This window comes from Vibrio chagasii (genome assembly GCF_024347355.1).
Taxonomy (GTDB): Bacteria; Pseudomonadota; Gammaproteobacteria; order Enterobacterales; family Vibrionaceae; genus Vibrio; species Vibrio chagasii.
Genome location: NZ_AP025467.1, coordinates 150424 through 170846 on the forward strand (window position 1 = coordinate 150424; position 20423 = coordinate 170846).

At 38.8% G+C, this 20423-nt stretch carries 19 protein-coding genes; 6 read left to right on the plus strand and 13 right to left on the minus strand.

The window, feature by feature from the left end; all coding sequences use genetic code 11:
* Positions 1-365 precede the first annotated feature (365 nt).
* From OCV52_RS24620 to OCV52_RS24655, 8 genes are all read right to left on the minus strand, one after another.
* Positions 366-788, minus strand: coding sequence for a hypothetical protein (locus tag OCV52_RS24620; RefSeq protein WP_137406671.1), 423 nt, complete (start codon positions 786-788; stop codon positions 366-368).
* Positions 785-1291, minus strand: a complete 507-nt coding sequence (locus OCV52_RS24625; protein ID WP_137406670.1) for a hypothetical protein — start codon at positions 1289-1291, stop codon at positions 785-787. The genes OCV52_RS24620 and OCV52_RS24625 overlap by 4 nt, the downstream gene beginning before the upstream one ends.
* Before the next feature lie 356 nt (positions 1292-1647).
* Entirely contained in the window at positions 1648-2085 is a 438-nt protein-coding gene (locus tag OCV52_RS24630; RefSeq protein ID WP_261900902.1) for an AcrIF11 family anti-CRISPR ADP-ribosyltransferase, read from the minus strand.
* Positions 2086-2092: 7 nt separating this feature from the next.
* The gene (locus OCV52_RS24635) at positions 2093-2380 is read right to left on the minus strand and encodes a hypothetical protein (protein ID WP_137406668.1); all 288 of its coding nucleotides are present in this window, start codon (positions 2378-2380) and stop codon (positions 2093-2095) included.
* An 8-nt stretch (positions 2381-2388) separates the two neighbouring features.
* Positions 2389-2757, minus strand: coding sequence for a hypothetical protein (locus OCV52_RS24640; RefSeq protein ID WP_137406667.1), 369 nt, complete (start codon positions 2755-2757; stop codon positions 2389-2391).
* A 10-nt stretch (positions 2758-2767) separates the two neighbouring features.
* On the minus strand, positions 2768-3070 hold the full coding sequence (locus tag OCV52_RS24645; RefSeq protein WP_137406666.1) for a hypothetical protein: 303 nt from the start codon (positions 3068-3070) through the stop codon (positions 2768-2770).
* 7 nt (positions 3071-3077) lie between these two features.
* Positions 3078-3362 carry a hypothetical protein gene (locus tag OCV52_RS24650; RefSeq protein WP_137406665.1) on the minus strand — a complete coding sequence of 95 codons (285 nt, stop codon included), beginning with the start codon at positions 3360-3362 and terminating at the stop codon, positions 3078-3080.
* Positions 3363-3511: 149 nt separating this feature from the next.
* Positions 3512-3889 carry a hypothetical protein gene (locus OCV52_RS24655; RefSeq protein ID WP_137406664.1) on the minus strand — a complete coding sequence of 126 codons (378 nt, stop codon included), beginning with the start codon at positions 3887-3889 and terminating at the stop codon, positions 3512-3514.
* Positions 3890-5768: 1879 nt separating this feature from the next.
* Here OCV52_RS24655 and OCV52_RS24660 point away from each other — a divergent pair.
* Positions 5769-6872: a hypothetical protein gene (locus OCV52_RS24660; RefSeq protein WP_137406663.1), complete on the plus strand. Its 1104-nt coding sequence runs from the start codon at positions 5769-5771 to the stop codon at positions 6870-6872.
* Positions 6873-6974: 102 nt separating this feature from the next.
* On the opposite strand, the gene OCV52_RS24665 is transcribed toward OCV52_RS24660, so the two are convergent.
* Complete coding sequence (locus OCV52_RS24665) at positions 6975-7274, minus strand: hypothetical protein (protein WP_137406662.1); 300 nt, start codon at positions 7272-7274, stop codon at positions 6975-6977.
* Positions 7271-8419, minus strand: a complete 1149-nt coding sequence (locus tag OCV52_RS24670) for a DGQHR domain-containing protein (RefSeq protein ID WP_137406661.1) — start codon at positions 8417-8419, stop codon at positions 7271-7273. The genes OCV52_RS24665 and OCV52_RS24670 overlap by 4 nt, the downstream gene beginning before the upstream one ends.
* A 236-nt stretch (positions 8420-8655) precedes the next feature.
* Between OCV52_RS24670 and OCV52_RS24675 the strand changes: the two genes are divergently transcribed.
* Positions 8656-12369, plus strand: coding sequence for an adenine nucleotide alpha hydrolase family protein (locus OCV52_RS24675; RefSeq protein ID WP_137406660.1), 3714 nt, complete (start codon positions 8656-8658; stop codon positions 12367-12369).
* A gap of 3 nt (positions 12370-12372) precedes the next feature.
* Positions 12373-12837: a hypothetical protein gene (locus OCV52_RS24680; RefSeq protein ID WP_137406659.1), complete on the plus strand. Its 465-nt coding sequence runs from the start codon at positions 12373-12375 to the stop codon at positions 12835-12837.
* A gap of 496 nt (positions 12838-13333) precedes the next feature.
* On the opposite strand, the gene OCV52_RS24685 is transcribed toward OCV52_RS24680, so the two are convergent.
* Together OCV52_RS24685 and OCV52_RS24690 are read right to left on the minus strand one after the other, a co-directional pair.
* A complete protein-coding gene (locus OCV52_RS24685; protein WP_137406658.1) occupies positions 13334-14587 on the minus strand; it encodes a DNA cytosine methyltransferase in 1254 nt (417 codons plus the stop codon).
* Positions 14588-14596: 9 nt separating this feature from the next.
* Positions 14597-15160: a hypothetical protein gene (locus tag OCV52_RS24690; RefSeq protein ID WP_137406657.1), complete on the minus strand. Its 564-nt coding sequence runs from the start codon at positions 15158-15160 to the stop codon at positions 14597-14599.
* A gap of 159 nt (positions 15161-15319) precedes the next feature.
* Between OCV52_RS24690 and OCV52_RS24695 the strand changes: the two genes are divergently transcribed.
* On the plus strand, positions 15320-15523 hold the full coding sequence (locus OCV52_RS24695; RefSeq protein WP_137406656.1) for a hypothetical protein: 204 nt from the start codon (positions 15320-15322) through the stop codon (positions 15521-15523).
* A gap of 51 nt (positions 15524-15574) precedes the next feature.
* Complete coding sequence (locus OCV52_RS24700) at positions 15575-16150, plus strand: hypothetical protein (protein ID WP_137406655.1); 576 nt, start codon at positions 15575-15577, stop codon at positions 16148-16150.
* Between the two features lie 29 nt (positions 16151-16179).
* Here OCV52_RS24700 and OCV52_RS24705 read toward each other — a convergent pair whose 3' ends face one another.
* Positions 16180-18216, minus strand: coding sequence for a replication initiator protein RctB domain-containing protein (locus OCV52_RS24705; RefSeq protein ID WP_137406654.1), 2037 nt, complete (start codon positions 18214-18216; stop codon positions 16180-16182).
* Between the two features lie 1439 nt (positions 18217-19655).
* Here OCV52_RS24705 and OCV52_RS24710 point away from each other — a divergent pair.
* Positions 19656-20414 (plus strand): site-specific integrase, encoded by a 759-nt coding sequence (locus tag OCV52_RS24710; RefSeq protein WP_137406653.1) that lies wholly within the window; start codon positions 19656-19658, stop codon positions 20412-20414.
* Positions 20415-20423: the final 9 nt, after the last annotated feature.

The window sequence follows — 20423 nt, forward strand, 5'->3', positions numbered from 1 at the left end:
CTCGCCAACTCTACAACAGCCATGCCAATCGCGCTCCACCGTTGGCGTGGCTGTTGTGGCGGTGTATAGAGGTTCTAAGCAAAGGTTCTAAAAAAATAGAGCTACTGCATTTCGCGTGACAGCGTCTTTTTGCTGGCGCGAGCAATGCGCTCTATTTCTCCTTAAGTGCGAGGTACGAGCATAAGCCACTCTTAGTGAGGAACGAGCGCTAGAGGGGCAGCAAAGGTAACCGCGGGATAGAGGGTGGGCCTCGGAACGCGTAGGAAATGCAATGGCCTGTTAGTGGAGAGTCAGCCAAAGAAAAAGCCCCAACCATATGGCAGGGGCGGCACTCCTGGGGGAAGTGTTGATATTAGGTAATGGGTTTAGGTCTGATTTAAGATTTCGATCTGTTTATCCCATGGTAGAACGAATCTTTCTTCTACCCATTGAGATATCAATTCATTCATGGTGCCTTCGCGCTGTGCTTCAACAAGGAGATCAAGCCTAACCATTTTATGATTATTGTCTTCAAACGACTTAGTTTGAAATTCACCGTTTTCCAATAGTCGACCGAATGAAAATCCTTTTGTAATGAACGTTGTGCCGTCCCATTTCTTATCAAATGGGACCTTGTTTTTTATCAACTCACCTTCGAAGTCTAAGCAAGCATCCGAGCAATCGAAATAGTCTAGTGTAACCAAAGCACTAGTTGGCTTCTTAAACTCATCATAACCATCCAAAAGCTCTGCTTGCTTTACAAAGTCTTGCTCTAAGATTGTTAAAGATACTAACGTACGATCACTCATAGTGATTGCTCCTTTGTTTTAGACTCGTGGAACTGACGGATTTGCTCTCCAATCCAAGACTCTGTAGACATGCTTGTAATCGAATCTTTCGTAATGAAAACAGCCCCTCCCCCAAAACCATCGATTTCATCGCTGCTAGTGGAATAGCTAACATCGAAATAAAGGTACGTATCTAAATCAAAGTGCTTAAACAGTAACTGAACAAACAATGCAGCCTTGTCGATATCAATAGACTCGTCATGTTGTATTTGAAGGCCACCAATTCCTGGGGTCAAAATGAACGGGATAGAGAAGTTGTCTTTTGTATAACCACCATCCTCACTTAATGCGACCTTTCGCGCCAATTCATAAGCGGCCAACGGGTATTGCACGGCAGGTGGGGTACTCTCACTCGAAAAATCCAATGATGGATCGGTCAAGCATTTATACGCGGTAAGCGCAAAAATGGCATGCGATGGAATTAACTCTATTTTTTGAGATGCTTGCGTGTAGTAGTTCGACATAAGGCCACCTAAGATTATGAAATTAAATGATTTTGTACTAAACATTATAGTCAATCTCAATAATTATTACCATATACTAGCAGTCAATATAAATAATTAATCCCTTGATTTCAGGGTGGATAAAGTAGACACAATAGGGCTCGAAGAGGGTCAGCAATCTAGGCGAAGCCGTTAAAGATTGCGTTGAAATGCTTTTAGATGGCGAAGCCAAACATTTATGGCCACCAGCTTACCTGCGGACGACATGACAATCGCGCTCCATCGTTGGCATGTTGGCTGCGCTGGTGGACAAATTATTAAAACAGACTTAAGCCAATAGAAGCCCTACAAGCGGCGTGACAGAGTCATTTCCCCCGTTATTCGTTTTCGAGAACTAAGTCAGCTTCACGACCAGTCATAGGAACGATGTAAACCGTTCCTTGCTCGTCTTCATCTCTACACGCATCATAGCCCATAGCTTTTGCACATTGACCACGTTTACCCTGTAGCCACCAAGACATATCAGCATCACACTCAAAATCTTGGTTCCATTCGTTTACGCTTGCATCTAATAAAGACTCGGCAAATTCTTCATCACAATCGAAGTATTCAGCAATTTCAGAAATGATCGCTTCATCATGAAGTTGTGACGCTGATATGATTGAGTCCTCGTCAATTTCAAGCGTGTAAGTTAACGTTGCCGCTGCACTCATCTGGTAAACATCACCAGAGAAAAACAAGCAATCGCCAGCAATACCATAAGCATTGATACTTTCGATTTTTTCAGGGCTTGTGTGGAAGATTTTCATAATCATTTCCCCTCTACGCTTCGATTAACGGCTTACGAACCACATTAAGCTCTTTCATAACGTGCTCGGAGAACTTTTCTTTGCTATCTACGTAGTTATTTAAATATTGTCCCATCCTGCTATTGATTAGCTCCCATTTTTCTTCACTGGTTAAATCAGTGCTATGTACTGAAATTGAGAGTAAATCATATAGATCTTGTGCAAGCATTTTGCGCTTACTCTTAGTGACATTTTCTATTGCAATTTCAAGCTTTTCTGTAAGCTCATTTTGCAATTCACCTTGAAAATCATACCGAGCCATATTTTCCCCTAATAAGATTTATTGGATGCGATTGACTTTACTGACAGCAATGAAGCTACAGATTTAAGTAAACCGATCTCATTTTGTAGCGCATCACATCTGTCTAAAATGAAATCGTAATCTTCATTTACTTTGCTTATCAGCTTGTGTAGCTGATTCATTTTTTTTAGCTTTTTCTTAGCGACCTTCTGATCACCAATTTCGAGCTCTATGGCCATCTGTGCGCGACCAAACTGATAATAAAATTCGGAGGATCTTTCTTCGCTATTACTTATTTCTTCAGCCTCTTTGAGTTCAGCTAATTTTGCCTCTCGGTCTTCAATAGCCTTTTTCGTTGCTGTAATCGCGGGGCTATAAGCATCAAATGGTTTTGCCACGATTTTCCCTCTATGCCTGACTTGTAGTTAAAAGTTGAGAATAGTCGCCGCCAGTGAGAAAAATTGACTCGCACAATTCAGCAAAATTAGTTAATTCATTAACAGTTTTGAATTTGGTGATCACGTCACGTAAAGTAAATTCCTCATGACTAACTTTTAAGCCTTCCAAAATTGGTAAAGCAATAGTTGTTTCGGCCGCTGTTAACTTACGCTCCGTTCCAATCTCTAGAAGTTCAATTACTTCGCTTAAACTGACATTAGCAACCGGATTAAATGTATTTGAACCCTCTTTAGGGGTTAGCGTGATCTTCATGTTTTCCCTACCTGTGCATTGGCAATGCTTGATAAGTTTTCATTGAAAACATGACCATTGGTATTCCAGGTGCTAGCACTGCTAACCAGCGCAAGTAATGGATTGGTGCTAACAACTGAGTTATGACATTCCCATCATCAATTACGGGTGCATTAAGAGCCCAATTTATTGTTAAGACCGTCATTGCAGTAAATATCAGGCTCAAAACCATACCTATCAACCAAAAATAATCTATTAAATCATAAAGTTCAGAAAGTAAATTTATGAGTGTAGAGCGATTCATATAAGCCATTTTTTGCCCTTACTGGAATAGGTGAACGTATTCATCTTCCGACCATTGAACTGAGAAACCTTGACGCTTGTGAAGTAAATCAACAAAGAAGCGTACATCGACATGATCCTCAAACTCTCGTCGAGCGTCTTTAACATCTAGTTTGTAGTTTACACAGTATATTGTTTCTTTCTCACTAAAGGTAATAGACTTAACTGTGTGACCGACTGCTTGCTGGCATGTTCTGTACTGGTCTCATTAAATTTCACAAGTTCATTGGCAACATTGATAATGAACTTTACACGAGCTTCAGTTTTGTGAATCTCACCAATCCCGACTGGCAGCTCTTTAAGCATACCCATTCGTGCTTTGAACTTTAGAGACGGGTCCATATCAATCATGTCTAAAATGGCATGTGCATGTTTTATGGTTTTGTTTATACAACCGTGATTAAAAAACAAATCCTCGGCTTTTTGGTATGAAGTCAGGAATTTACGTTTACGTGCAATATTATTAGCTAGATGACTTTCAACTAAAGGTGTGTTCATAATGCCCCCAAGCAATATAGTACTTAATATTTAGTTACTTAACTAAAGTAAGTATATCACGGCATGGCAATAATTACCATAAGTTAACATCAAAATAAACGAATTAAATGGACTTAGACACGCGATTGCTACCAATCAATTTTAAAAGAGGGGCATAACCCAAAGGCGGTATTTAAGCGATCGGATTTGAAAAATAAGGTATTTAAGGGATCGGAATATCGCCATTTCCGGTATTTAAGAGATCAGAATCATCAATCTGGCCAAAAATATCGGTATTTAAGCGATCAGAACCGAAGCGTTATGCCAAATCTTCGGTATTTAAGCGATCAATTGTTCAATTTTCAGTCTGAACAATGCCATTTGTTTAACGACTAATTCGTTTCATTTGAGTTATGGCTGGTGGATTAAGCCTAAAAAATAGAAAAAAGCGGTATTTAAGGGATCGGATTCCCCACCAAACCTTCGAAAAGCAAACAATTGGTCCCTAAATCCAAAAATACGGTATTTAAGGGATCACACTTCTACCAATATCAAAAAACAAAGGTATTTAAGGGATCATTTGTCTATATAACCGTCAATACTCGGTATTTATAGGACCGTTTTGTTGATAAGTAGTTGTTGTTTGGCGCACCTGGCAGTTCTGCCAAGGAAATCATCGGTATTTAAGCGATCGTTATGTCACGTAACAGGCAATGGCTCGGTATTCCTATGCACATTTGACTAGATTTTGAGCTGCCATCGGTACTGGAGCGCGCAAAAAATGGATATGCCTGTACACCAAGGCTCTCACAACCTCGAAATTTCGGTATTTAAGGGATCGCAAATAGTGAAATGTGCAGGGTTTGAAGAAATAAATTCGAGATAGATACTAGGAGTTTCGGTATTTAAACGATCAAATCCTTGCTGCCAGCTCTATATAGCGGCCTTAAACGTCCGGTATTTAAGGGATCCAAGAGCATTTTGAGCGATTATCTAATTCATAAGGTACTTAAGGGATCGCAAGTGGATTGGTAGAGATATTGTAAGCCATCAATGATTTAAGGGATCAAACTTAGGTACTTAAGCGATCATGTGCAATTTTCACCCAACTATCGGTATTTCAGCGATCAAAATTGGTCATTTTCTATTGAATGTTATCCACAAAAGAAGATTTGGCCTGTGATTAACCTTATTTGATAGCTAGCCAGGACAATGACTCAGCTTCTAAAGCCCTGAGATCACACAATAACCACTGTTTTTCATTAAATTCGCGATCCTATAAATACCGAGAATTGATATCTAAAAGGGAATGAACCAAAGTTCGGTATTTATACGATCTTATTAGAATTAACTCATTGAAAAGATGGAGTTTAACCCTCAAGAGCAAAACCATGAAGATCTGAAAAATATTAGAATACTAGGCAAAGTTCGTATCTGTACACGCAATTCTCTGCAACATCAGTTGGCATAAAACGCGAATTTCACTTGATACAACCTCAAGTGTGATCAAGTTCAAAGTTTTGAAATTATTATAAGTGATCAAACTGTGCATAACCTATTGATTTCAGTGGTTTTAACCGGTTTTGATAGGTATTTAAAGGATCAATTATTAGGTATATAAGGGATCGAAATTCGGTATATGAAAGATCGGTTTAACGGTACTTTAAGGATCAAGTTACGATTCTATCGGTATTTAGACGATCACAAACAGACATAAACCCCTGTTTTATATAGCAATTAAATACCTTTCCTTATTACTATATACAATAGGTTATTTATCTATTCTTTTCCCTTTATCCCTTAAGAGCTCCTTACAAGATCAATAATAATAATAGGGAACTTGATCATTTCGTACTTATTGCACAGAATCACCGATATTGAATTCATTGATGAACCAACCATGACTCTCGTACCACAAGACTCCAATCATGCTGAACTTTTTAAACTTTCCCAAATGGAAGGTTTCTCTAACTCATTGCTCAGCTACACATTGCCGATGTTTGTGAATGATCGTTCTAAATCAGGAGCAATCAAGTCAGGTGAATCTCAAATACACACCTCACAACACCGAAACGTTCAAATCACCTACAATGCTGTACCGATTATCGATAGCAAAGGTAACCAGCAGCTTTACTATGCGACAGGCCAAGCTCAAACAGTTTTTGAGGCCATCATTGAACTTATTGGTGAAGGCAGCGTTGATTTTGAACAAACAGGTAAACACTTTGTCGTTACCTTCCGTCTGCAAACTATCCGAGATTACCTAGAGTCCAAAGGTAAAAGTATTAACGGTAGTAAAATTGCCAATTGCATAGAGATCTTAAAAAAAGCGAACGTGGATGTTTCTATCACGACTGAGGCTGGAGAGAAGATCACCTACTCGGGCACTTATTTACAATCTGCCAAAAAACTTGATAGCCATATCCCATCTAGAAACGGAATGTACCGAGCGGTTATCCACCCTGCATTCGCAGACAATATTATACGTGGTAATTACCGTTTCATTGAAAAAGAGTTTATTACCAGCGGTAAAACTTCGAAGTTATTCGCCGCATTGATCCACATAATGCGACATAAGTTCCTCAATGCTAGTGCCTTAAACCAAGATCTTGATAAATTCAGTTTCACGGTGAGATTTTCAGACGTGTGTTTTGCCGCGGGTTTTAAAGCTCAATTCACACAAGCAACAGGCAGGCGTAATCTTCAAGAGCTCACCCAGATCATGATCGATGCTGGGATAATTGCCCGTAAGACTGACTTCAAGCGTAAGAAAGTTCATGATGTCGAGTTGGGATTCGATGACATCGAATGCACTATCTTCCCAACTATTCAATGGGGTAAAAGTCAGAAGAAATCTAATCATCACTTCAAAACTCTTCGTGACAACATTAAGAAAATTGAAGTTGATGACTTAGAAGCGCATCTTTTATTAGAAAATACACAAGACCAAAGTCTCCATGAGACATTGGAACTTCCTCCGATTGAGAGTTATTCAGATAAATAGCCTGGTAAAACAAAAAAACCAATCGAGTGATTGGTTTTTTTACATCTGTGGATCTTGTTCAATAGCAAGTATCAAATGCATAGGAACATGGTCGGCAAACAATTAGAAAGTAATCTTTATTTGCTGTTGGTATTTACACATCTCAAAATCGTCATCATCAAAAGCCTCCGGTAAACCGCGCCAATGGTTTAACATTGATTCAGTAATCAATCCTTTTTTTACTTCTAGCTTATAAGACTCGATCCCAAGTTGGTTTAATAACGCCTTAATATGGGATAACAGCATTGGCTCGATAGAGTGAATCTCAATGGATGTATTGCCACTTAGTATAGATTTCTCTATTGCGAGCCTAGATATGGTCATGGCATTGGGACATCTATGTGCCTTACAGTCGATTTTCATGAATCAAGCCCTTCTGAATAGAATACTCTCAGTGAACGGCATAACGCTCTTCCGCACGCTTTCTCTGCCCCTTTCAGCATTTTAAATTTCACTTTTCCGTTCAAGTCTTCTTTCAAAACGACATTGGCCTTCTGCCAGTAGCTGTCAGATTTATTGTGTAACGGCAAGGTTGTGAGCCCATTCAGTAAGCTCCAATCCAATGGAGTACCGTTTTCGAGTGAATCTTCGATCATTGAACGTATTAACCAAGCCACGCCTTGCCAAAAAATACTTTTGTTTAACATCGTGTAATCGTTGAATGAAGCAATCACTTCCTCGTTGTACATAGAGAAAAATTGCTTTAGATAACCCTCAGAAATGCCAATAAGTTCTTGTTCATAGCTTGGGTTTTGCTTCAACTCTTTGTTTATTTCTTTGGCTGTTGTCCCAAGAGCCGTACAAATAAATTTTTCTAAAGAGCTCAGGTCCATAAGCTCTGTCTTGGTCGGCTTGCCGTTTGGGCTAACTAAATTACGGATTTGTACATTATTGGTCTCGATATCAAGGATCTGGTTCTTCAATAGGCGAGAAAGAGGTTCACTGTTGTCGTAATACAGGTTTTGAGAGCTATTTGGTTTACGAAGTTTCTTGTGGTAATCGCTGAAAAGTTGGCGAATAACTTCTGAATTGGCTTCTAGCGTGTCTGTTTGCGTTTCTACTAGTTTGACTCCAATAGTTTGGTTAGACAGCTGTGGATGCGTTGGGAGCAGTTTTTTAAATAGATTTAAGCGGTTCTGTCCATCAGCTACTAATCTGTCGCTTATTTTTGATAGCTGAGCTTGAACCATCACCCTGTTCCCAATTATCACTTCAGATTTGTTGCGCAGCTGACTGACAAAAATTGTCACACTTGGAAGTACGGTATCTTTACGGCTTTCGAAATAGTGGATTAGCTCTTTCGCTCTTCCATTTTCCAAATCCCTCTGTCTTTTGTCATATGCCGATATCTGCAAAGAACTTGCCTCTGCTTCAAAGTTTTCAGCGAACTCGGACACTGTCATGATCGTTTCATACACATTAACTCCCTTGCTACAAATCCCTTCGTTGCCTTTGAATAGAACAAGCTCTACGTCACTGTTCGATGGCGATGTGATTGGTTGATACATGCTTTAGTCCTTAATTATGTGAGTTGCTGAATACTAATATACATAATATTACCATAAACTAGCACTGTCAATGATTTATACAAAAAGATATAAACTGTATTATATAGATAAGCTTTACCTTCATTTAAGTATGGGGTTTCACTATCATGAGTCTCACGTTAATTATTTATACAAAATTGTATATATATAAACAAAGGGGTGTTATAATATGGTAATTATTAAGGGGTGGATTGATTATGGATATTATTGAAACTACTGCTTCTATTGAAGGCGAGCTATACAAGAAGCATGAGGATGCAATTGGTAAGTTCAATGCTATAGTTGCAGAATTCAGAATGCTTTTAGAGTCGAGCTGCAACCGAATCATATTCATCCCTTTATCCATGGGGAAAGACAGCAGTTACGTAGCAAATGCCGGTTTAGAAGCATATAGACAGTGCTTGGAAGCTGGAACAATCGAAAAGACTAGGCCATTGATCATCTCGACTGGAGACCCACTGGCTGAAGCAATTCCAATGATCATGTACACAAAGTGGGCAGCGCCAAAACTTAAAAGTTACGCAGAGAAACATGGAATAAATTTGTACTATGAAACTGTGTCTCCGGCCTTCCATGAGGAATATGCAAACAAATATCTAACAGCACAAAAATTCATTCCTAACGCTTCACGCTCTGGAGATTGCTCTGTCATATTGAAAGTTGTTCCTTCTGAACGATTTGTTAAATCACTTTTAGATATGTTCGCTGAAGATCCAGAAATGCAGCGATACAGAAGCTCAGATGTAATCTGTGCCACTGGTCAGAGACTTGATGAAGGTGTTAGAAGAAAAACAAATATGCAGGACCAGGAAACTGCAAACAAAAATTTACAAGATCTAGTTTCTGAACTCCCAAAATCCGACATCAATACAAATTACAATTTGTACCTCTACGCACCTATCAGAGACTTACTCACTGAACAGGTATTCACAACACTCGAGCTTTCCGGTGTAAAACCAATAACTAGAAACTTACTTGGTAAAACTATCCCTGCTTTCTTACCTGATTTCGGCCTCCTTCTTGCCATTTATGGTAACGCTAGTTCAGACTCGTGTGAGATAGCAGTGGGTACCAAAGCAACGGCAGGATGTAACGGTAAGAGCCGCTACGGATGTGGGATTTGTACGATGGTTTCGACGGATTCTACACAAGAATCTCTGGCAAAATTAGATCGTTGGAATGCCCTTCAACAACAAGAATTACTAAGAGTTAGGGACTATCTATTCCTGTTGAGTACGAAAAATGATAAGCGTATGTTCCATGCTAAGGGGTTCGATAAAGTCGGATTTTCGCGTGTTGCATTTCAACCTAATGCTTTGCGTGTTGAGTACCTTGAGAAGCTTGTTAGATACTTTTCACAGCTTTCTATCGAATCAATTAAGCGAGCAGATGCATTCAAAAAGCTGGTGGACAACAACGAAGTACACTTACACCCTGGCATCAAAGAAATCCAAAATGACCCTACACTAAATGCCAAAGCTCGTAGAGCAATGTTAGAGATGTACACTGAACAAGCTCAGAAACCTGTTATTGAACTGTTCTCTCTCAGGCATGCGATTTTTCTTTCGTTTAGATGGGCACTCGATGGTGTTAATAGCCTCCCGTATCGTCCATTGAAGATTTGGGACGATCTTATTCATGGACGTGGCTGGATTCCATATCCGGAGCTAAAATCTGACTATGAAAAGCGACACGGTAACGTTTCAATTGTTGATAAAGTAAACCCACTACCTGAAGCAAAAATGTTCAAAACATTATTGGTTGACGGTGATGAAAAAAACTACATTCAGAACTACAGGTCATTGCTCCAATATTGGCAACGACCTTTGGATACTGCCGACATTTTAACTGATACAAATTGTACTGTTGAAGATGTGCCTCTAAATCAATTGCCCTACTCCATTCAATATACGCATAGCCATGACCTCGTTCTTGAATCAAGTGTTGGTATTCCCATCAGAGCATTCATTAACTCTTCCTACGAACTTGTAGGATATGTATGTAAAGGTAGCCATCATTTTATTAAGTCAACTTTATGTGACCGTAAAGTTGATGAAGCATTTGAGAATGAATTCAAGCTCAAGCAATTTGATCAGGTATTGAATAATCGATTTAATGATTGGGTCAGAGAACTTTCTTTTGATATTGAAAGTGAGAATTTTAACTCGAAAGATAGTGCGCTTGATTACCTAAAACGCTCGTTCAAAAAAGCATATCCTGAAGGTATCAATACAATAAAAGTTAATCTGCCATATATGCAGGAGATTGATTTGCCATCAGGTTATCAGCAAAAAGAAAGAAAAGTGTCTCCGGCTCTTAACTTCACTAAACGTACAGTAAAAAAATCAAATACAGGTGTCATTACAAAAGGGCTTACTAGACTTAGTTTTTATGATGTTCAAACTCTACCTAGACTACACCTTGCCCATTCAGACCAAAAAAGAATGGTATCTGCGGATTATGGATTATCTAGCGAAAACATTAAGTCTGTATTTAACCCTGAGTTTACTGTTGATAGCTCCCCTACTCTCGGCGACCGCATGAACATAATTGTTAATGAGAAAACAATTAGTCGAATGAAATTAATTGGCTTTTATGACAAAGCAATTCAGCATCATGACGCTGTCTTTAAACAGAATATTAAAGAGGTTCGCAAATCATATTCTAGCGCGGTTCGTCAAACAATTAGAAAAGGTTCATGTGCAGGAATAGCCCTAGAAATGGTTGCTCAAGGAGTTGTACAGATTTCTAAAAGCTACCTACCAACGTTCAAAAATCTCTCTAGAAGGACAGAGCTATTTGAAGAGCTTGGGTGCTTTGACTATCAACATCTTTCAATTAAAGAGTTGAATCAACTTCCTTTTCTAGTTGACATGAAACAGCATAGGCATGATAAGGCTAAAGTACTTTTAGAAATAAGGGCCCGAAGAAATTCTATTCGTAAACAAGTACGTAAACACTTGGCATTTCCATCCATCAATATCAAGTCTAGAATCCTTGCCTTTATTGAGCAGCTTGAGTTGGCTATTGCACACTATTCCGATTGCAGCTTTTTGGCCTCACAGAAAGCCGCATTCGTTTCATCTTCGATTAGCCAAAAGGCTAGCCTGGCCAAAGCTTGGCTATTGCTAAATAGAGATAGTCTTTCCAGTACTCAAAATTTATTAAAAAAGGTCCTATCAAAGAATCAATTAGATCTAATCGCTAACGACACATCGCTGCAACGAGATATTTATAAGCTCTGCGAAACTGAAATGGCAAAGGTGTTAGGGACAATTAATAGGTCTATGGAGAAATGGTCAGCAATAAAAGATGTCAACCAGGAATACCAAAGACTTACGGCGATCAAAATGAGTGGTTTTCCGTCAGAATTCTTTGCTGAATGGAAAGGAACTGATATTAAAACGCGTTCTGAATTAAAACAAAAAAGGTGCCCTACTTTAGATGGTGAATCAAAACGTATTGCTAGTAAAATTAGACGCGAGTACCTTACTAAAGCTTCGGTAATGTATTCGAGTAAACTTTGCGATAGTTATGGTTTTACCTATTTACTTAATTCAAATGAGAATTCATGGTCCCCAAATCTGTATCACCTTGCAGCACAACTAAAACAACAAGTTGATATTGAATCTTCAGTATTTTTGTTTTTGAACTCACTTTCGGAATCGCTTTGTTTTGCAATCAAGTCATCCTATAAACAGGCATTAGCTGGTCTATCCCTGTCAAATAGAGTTAACTATGAAGTACTTACATTAGCTGCTAATGAATCTAAGATTCAAACGTTTTCAACTAAAACGGTTGACAGTAGTATTGGTGGTCGCCCAGAACGGACAGCAGCAAAGAAAAAATCAAAATATGGCAAAGGTGGACTTTTTAAAGCCATCGCTCGCAGACAAGTATCAAACGGATAATCTATGTATACATATATAAACCCCATTTCAGACATTGCCAATGCATTCAGCGTTTCTGAAACATTGGTTTCAAGTTGGCAAAAGACAAAACCACATATAGCTGAAACTATGGATTTGTCTTTTAGCTCATATTCTGATGATAATACTTTGAGAAAGGCGATTGAGTTGCTTTCTTCCGATCATAATATTGCAACCATTAATGCTTTCTTTGGCTTGCCTGAATCTATCAATAAACTAGAGTTTGCTAATGTTCCTATTATCACATTACGAACTTGGTTTAAGGAAAAGCCATTTTTCTATACTTGTTTTATGTTAGGTTTACAGCAAAAAATTATTAATCTTGCTTTTAAAGACTCGTCTGAAGAAAAGAAATCATCCGTCTTAAAAAGCCTTTTAGCAAATGAAGTTGTAGAACTTTATCTAGCTTCTCCGAGAGGTTTAACTAAGTTATTGGCAGTGTTGGAGTAGACCCAATCCTGCTTCATCGGTATCAATACCTTTTTTCTGCATTATACTCTTTTCAAAAAGTGATCGCTTAAAGCGTAACCTAGCCTTTTTTGCTATCACTTCACTATAATACCTATTTTGGCAGCGTCCCTTTCTTGATGGTTAGGCGTACGTTGCCAAGCTGGGACAGTGTCCCAGTTTCGGACATTATCCTTTTTCCAGCAAAGTGGGACAGTGTCCCAGTTCCGGACATTATCGTTCTCCAACAAAGTGGGACAGTGTCCCAGTTTCGAAGATTATCGTTTTTCCAACAAAGTGGGACAGTGTCCCAGTTCCGGACATTGTCGTTTTTCTAACGAAGTGGGACAGTGTCCCAGTGGTGGACATTTTCGGTAAATGACCACTACTGGAAAACTGATTGATTTGTATAGGTGGCTCAAGACAGATTGCTATATTAGCGCTATTGCGGAGTGTGAATGGTAGAAACTATTCCATAGCGAGCACGAAGACAATTGAATCAAAATGGACACTTTAGAAGTTTTGTTGATTTTAGCTTAGTTGAGTCTAGGTCGAACCCCATGCTCAATTCACAATAGACTGGGTTTAAAGCGCCGATTCTGTGATTAGTATTTGACATGATAAAACCTGTTAAACCACCTAATGTACCTGGGCGATTAAGGCGGCTTTTAGTTGCAAAGGTATTTTTATAGTCATTTCGAATTAGAGAAGCGCTCATGCCTTTAAACTCCTTATTACTGGGGTTTAGGATTCTATTTATAGGCCCTGTATAGAAAGCACCATCACTAGCCAATCCACGACTAGGTAAGACTTTACAGTTTTTCTTTACGTTGAATTTAAACTCTCTAATCCTATCAACGACATCATTACTAAAGTCAAAAGATATCTGGAACATAGAGCCGTCCAAGCTCAATTCCTCAATGGTTTTTATTGCAACTAAGATCGAATAACAAATATCAAGAATGATGCTGTTTCCTAGAGCAGCAACCCTATGGCGCCTGTAGCCACCTTTAGGGTTCTCGAGGCAAACAAGATCCAATAGTTCCTTGGATTGATTTTCAAATAATGGAAATACATCGCCTGGCTTCTTATTTGCAAAACTAGTAACGATGTCAAACAGCCTTCTACCTGACTTATAGGCTTTCGTTTCAGGTAAGTAAGCTATGAAAAATGTTCGATGGCGATATTGGTTATATCCGAAATTAGCACCTGAGATAGTTTCAAATTCAACTTGATATCCCAGCTCCATCAGATTCAAGCAAATTTCATATAGGCCACTACAGACTAGGTCTTGTGCATTTTCACCGATAAGATACTTCGGCATCGTATTCTCGACTTTAACTAAGATATCATCTATTAACTGGGAAGGGCCCCCCTGAATTCCACGATTATCAGTAGTGTTGGCTCTTGAGGTTGTTTGACATGGAAATGTGAGAATTAGTACATCCGGAAAGGGAATTACATCGTTGAGCATCTCTTCTATTGTGAATGTTGTAAACCCAGTCTCTTCGACTGGAACTTTATCTTGATCGGCCAATTCTGATAGAGGGTGATTGTCTTCATTTATTGCGAAGTAGTTGAGATCGCCACCGAGTTCATGGCCATTCTCTTTAAGATATGTATTGCAGTAGTTGTCTACTTCAAAAGAACCTACAAAATTAAAAGGCGAGTTAGGAATACGTTTGGCCGCACTAGAAAATGCAGATATTCCGGCACATAAATCGTATACATTCAACGTTTCACAATTAGCCATAACGAACCTTTAGAATGGAAGTGGGGAAGGGTATTTAAGTTCAGAGAGAACGACTTCACACATGTTTGCCGAGCCGCCAACTTCGAAGTAGTACCATTTCTTATTTATGCCAAGAAATACTTGTACTTCAGTATCGCCACGTGACAAAGAGAACCTGCGATTGCTAACCATTGAGCTCCATTGTAATGGTTCAAAGTACTTAGTATTTATAGATATATGATTCAATTTGCTCTTGATTGCAGCTTCAACAGAAGCAGTGGAGCATGATAAAGATGGGTTGTATTCGATATCACTTATTGCGTATCGATGGCCTGTAACTGTTTCAATATAGAAAATTTTAACTTGGCCATCGACATATCCCACATTCACGATTTCACTGGTTTGGTAACACTTACCAGCTTGAAGACGGCCATAGCAATTCCAAAAAATACCTTCTGCGTAAATTCCAATAGAAGCATTTGATATGATCCCATCAAAAATCATATTTTCAGATGTACGAACTAAGTCAATCGAAAATAGAAGGTCAATTTCCTTTTGTAAATTAATGGCTGATAAATTTCTAGTCAGTTTCATGCTTAACCCCTAAGTTGCTAGTATATGGTAAATTATATGCTATCTCAGAATAAATTACCATATATCTACACCAATGTGTTAAAATGAATTTCTAGGTTTGAAAAGGGCCGTAAATGGCTTGTACAGCACTTAATAAGCAACTTGAAGGACTGTAAGACCATGACTGACTGTTGTCATAGAGCAGTGACGACTTACATTGTTTGTACTGCGTACAACTTCACAGGTGAGCATTTGGGTGATGAATTCGCAAGACGAATGCTTATTGACGCCGGAATATCAATGAACAACAAGAAGGATGCTTTGGTTATAGAGTCCCTTGGTGAGCAGTATGTTCATGTAGTTAAGAAATTAACAAACATGTAATTAACGAGCGTTGAAAACTGATGGGCACATGTAACGAGAGATTTATAAGAAATGAATGAAATTGATGTAAGAGCATTACGAGAAAAAATGGCAATTGAACAAAAGTGCCAAAAGTATCCGCATACCAAGATTCAGGTCGGCGCCATTCTCTATAAAGTAGATGTCTGTGAGTGGGACGATGGAAGCACCAACATAAACTTGGTTGAGTGGGAAGTACGCTCAATAAGACGAAAAAGAGGCACTCAAACACCAATGGGGAAGCGAAGAATTGGCTCTCAATTCGGTGATTCAGCACCCCTCTATGTAAATGTTACTGCAAAGATTAAGAATAGAACATGGATAAAGCAGCCAGCTTCGATTGGTGGATATGGGTGGACAAAAAGTATCTCCAAACATTGCCAGGACCAATTTGAAGTCGGGAAGAGGTTGCCGATAGGTATGTTCACAACTCAACGTGCAGCATTGAAGTGGGCGTTAAGAGATAATGAAATTGCACTGAGTCGCTACAAAAAATGTCGCGATATAGAAACTGATGAATCCGAAATTATCGAATGGGATGAGGAAATAATCCACAAATCAAAAACGATTCGGTTGTTAAAGTCGAGAATCAAGAAGCTGGGAAGCTAAGCCTTGTTCAGCTTCTTGATTCTTACCTATTAATCGAATGAAGGTAGATTTATAGTAGGGGAGTGTGCGATCCCTTGTTGACCCGTAAGTGTAGGATCAATGAATAACTGAGTAACTTGAAGAAGTTTAGAAGATGGTGATTTACCATTCCAAACAACATCTTCTATGTCACGATGAATGCTCGTCATTTTGTTCAGCGAATGGATTAAATCAACGATATTTACAAACTTGTACTTCAACCCGCACAATAAAAGCAGCGTATCCATATCATCGTGGTTTAACTCTCTGTTTTCATCGCCAATGTAGAGGCCGCGCAGTCCCTTAAGGTCAGAGCTTACTCGATCCGCAACAACGCCGATCGGCAGAGTCGAAGCCTTGGCAATAACCTTAATAGCAAATTCAATTTCATCTTTACTATTGTACTTAGTCAAAACCATTTTTCGGTCTTTGACACAAAGGTAGGTTACCGTAGTTCTCCTTAATACCGGTTTCAGAACCCTAGCAGCATCGGTAAAAATCAATTCATTCATCTTCTCGTGGAACGAAAGTCCAGCAGTAAGTTTGTTTTGTGCCGTTGGTCGCTTCATTGAACTAGAAGTTACGTTGCAACAATGCAGCATCTCCTCTAGGTGACAATCCACCGATAATGTGAGGTCAATTAAATCAAGTGAGCCGTGATATCCCCAGAGGTTGAAATAAATCACCTGATTATCCTCATCTAGCGAGCTAGTACAGTGTTCGTCATTAGCTTTATTCATCTGCTTCAAATTACCTACCAAAGTTGTTTTGAAGTTTCCGAATGTGCTCGTTGCACCCATGTCACTATATGTCTTCTTTAAGTTCTCAACATAAGTAGCGTTATTATCCTTTGACTGTTTATTAGAAGTAATACGTGACCTAAATCGTAGGTACAGAGAAAAGATAAGAGCGGGGCTTGAGAGGCTAGAAGGTGGGAAGGCAAAAACATAATTTGAAGAAAGCAAAGACTTGAAAATATGCTCAGGTAACGAGATCAGAAATAATGAAGCATTTTCACCAAAAATGACTCTATCGCCCTCAATTCTCGGTGCGCCAGTAGTTCCCGTATTGACTAAAGGAGTACACTGTTCGAAACACTTATATCTCTGCCTTACGTAAGGTTCAAGGGTATCATCTATAAATGCAAGGTTGGCAAGATCAAATAAATCAAAGGTTGTGTCATAAATGGCACCAATACTTTCACGCATTCGTTCTCGAGCTTTTCCGTTTGGAGCCATCCCGCGAATTCTCAATAAGTGATTCAAACTCACAGGAGTTTGGTTGAGAGGGAATTGGTGTTCTGTACGATATGAATCGAGCATCCATTCATGGTAGTTGTATATAAGCGTGTATACACCAAGAAGGTTTTGAAGATCTGATGCATGCATAATGCGAGAGTCACTAAACACTCGGACTTTACAATCAACAGTGCCGTTTTCAGTTACTACTTTAAAACTATTAGCGATAGATTTTTTTGAGACTTTCCCAGGTGGAACAATCTGTTCAATCGGAAAGGAGCCCTTTGGCCGGATGATTTGTTTTTCAGACTGATCTAAAACTTGCTTTGGTGGTATTGCAAGACCATATCCAGCACACAATTCACTAGAAGCTTTTCGTTTCGATGCTATTAGAGCTGCGTTAGTGCTTTTGTCAGATATTGATGATCGGACAATAGGTTGTGACTTCTTAGAATTCGCTTCAGTAGAATTAGAGCCAGTAGTAAAAGTTATGCAAGTAACCTTGCCGCCTTTATCGCCATTACCAAAACGGAATGGTATTGGCTCTAGCAAACCTAGCTTTTCCAATCCGCGGATCCGATTTCTGAAGGTGTCTAGAACGATATCAAAATGGTCGGCAAGATCAGAAATAGAGAAAGAATTCTCTGCGTCTTTCATTTGGAATGCGTAGGAAATGCATTTGAGCGTATCAAGTTGGACTTTCGATAGTGATGAAGTGTCAATTTCAGAGTCGATGTCCAACACCTCTTGAGGAAAGTAAAGAAACTTTCCTTCTGATTTTGTTCGGTTGTGAAAAATCAACTCTGTCATTTGGTAATTGCCCAAGGATTAAAATATTCGTTTTGCTTTAGTCTCTGATAATAGCGAAAAAAATGAATAGATCAATCTTTGTTATTGAAAGAGCTCTTAATACTGATCTAAATGATTACTTATTTATATTTTTCATCAAGTTATCTACTTATAGTGTTGTGTGGATAATGGTCTAAGTTATTGATATTTAAAGACTATAAGGCAAGAAGAGTGAAACGAAGATCTCAATTATCAAAACGAAGATCTTATAAAGCAAAACGAAGATCCAGTTAATGCAAAACGAAGATCCAGTAAAAAGACGGAAGCATGATCATGATTATTTAGAAGCATGATCATGGTGTGATAACAGGTTGTTAACAGCTTAATGCTGTTGAGCTGTTGATAAATCAACCGATCACATATTTGGTATCATCTTCCTTTTTTTGATATTTCTAATGTTTTCAATGATTTGTGTGGTTTTTGTCGCTTTGGGATTCTGTGAGGTATTGTTTTTTAATTGAAAATTTAATATTTGAGATGTTGATCTGTTTTGAAAGGTAAATTCATATAGAGCTGTGAGTAGACGAAATTTGATAAAATGACTTGAGAACGGGCCCTTGAATGACCAAAACGATCAAGACCTAGATGCTGGATGCGTGAATAAAAAGGTCTTGTCACATGCAAAACGAATATATTGCATACTAATTTAGGACTCGTATTGCTTATAGAGCTAGCCAATGGGAAAGTTTCGAATGATTTTCCGGCCTATAATAAGGTCTCGTTGTGGTTAAACGAAGTCTAGAAACGACATCTTAAGACCATTCTTTAATCAAAACGAACGGGAGTAGCTTTATATAATGGTCCGTTCATAGCAAAACGAAACGATTCTATGAGATCGATTCGTTTAGTGATGGTGACTATGTTCCTGTAATTTGGATTGCTTTAGTCCATGAAATGTCGTCATTTCTACTTTTTTTCCGTTCTACTGTATTTGGGGAAAGTTGGTAGATGTAGTATGACCTTTTTATACAACTGACAGACAATAGAAATGCTCATTTTGACCAGACATTTTTATACCGATTGCTCGCGTGTAGCTATAGTTGATAAGGGTGGGGGGACTTAAATATTAATCTTAGTTGGTCTGGATGGGAGGACCAATATATTGAGGGATTTGGTCTTCACGCTTGGACCAAAATATTCACGATCTTGTTTGTGTTATTGTTTTTTAAATTGAAACGACTTATTTTTGAATGTTATGATCTTAGATGTGTAAAGTCCAATAGAAAATACAAAATATGTTAAATTTCTAGTTTGAATCTCAATAACCCACCCGTGCTATTCAATCTTTCCCTTGGTGTCGAGTCCAAGAGTTTCCTATGACGCCTATGTAAATCAGTAAGTTATGGGTTGTGGTTGTTTTTTATGCTACGATATAGGAAACCATTTTTCCTATATTGAAAATGACTGACGAATTTGAGTTTAAGTGGGTGTTTAATCCACCCCAAAAAGCCACAAAGCAACCTGATATTATTAGCCCCAAAGATTTCGATTCGCTGGTGGATAGGATCAATAACGAAGGGGTTGACCCTTTGGTAGCGTCAAGAAACCAAGCCTTATTATGGATGACCTATGGCAGCGCTTTTAGAGCTGTTGAATGCAGTAAATGGCTTGTCAGTGAAGCGATGTATCCAAACGGTGAAATAATGCGCTTAACACGTATTAGGGCTGATGGCACGAAAGGAAGTTACCCGATAGTCGCGCCAATCGTAATCGATAAGCAGAGATACTACCTTGAGCGTTGGCTTGAGCTGCGAGTTCAGCATCGTATTGGCTTAAACCTGTCAGGAAAGAAAGAGGAGCAGTATCGCGGTCTAAACCCTGATTCGCCCGTATTTCTAAGCTATAGGCATTATGAATGGCATCCTTTCTCACTCACTAGAAAAGTGACAAAAGGAAAGGAGTATATGGTCGCTACCTCAATGCAAAATACGATCAGTTCATTATTCAAAGAATACGGACATCCCAATTGTTCGAGTCATACAGGGCGGCATTCCATTTCTAGGTTAATGGCGAAAATACTGGACGGAAAAAAAAGTGATGCAGAGCTACGAAAAATCATTCAAAACTTACTGCACCATCGAGATGAGCGTTCGCAAGATGATTACCGAGAAATTAACTGGAAAAGCTTGCGTGAAAAGACAAAGCATATGTTTAAGTAAGGATAGTCA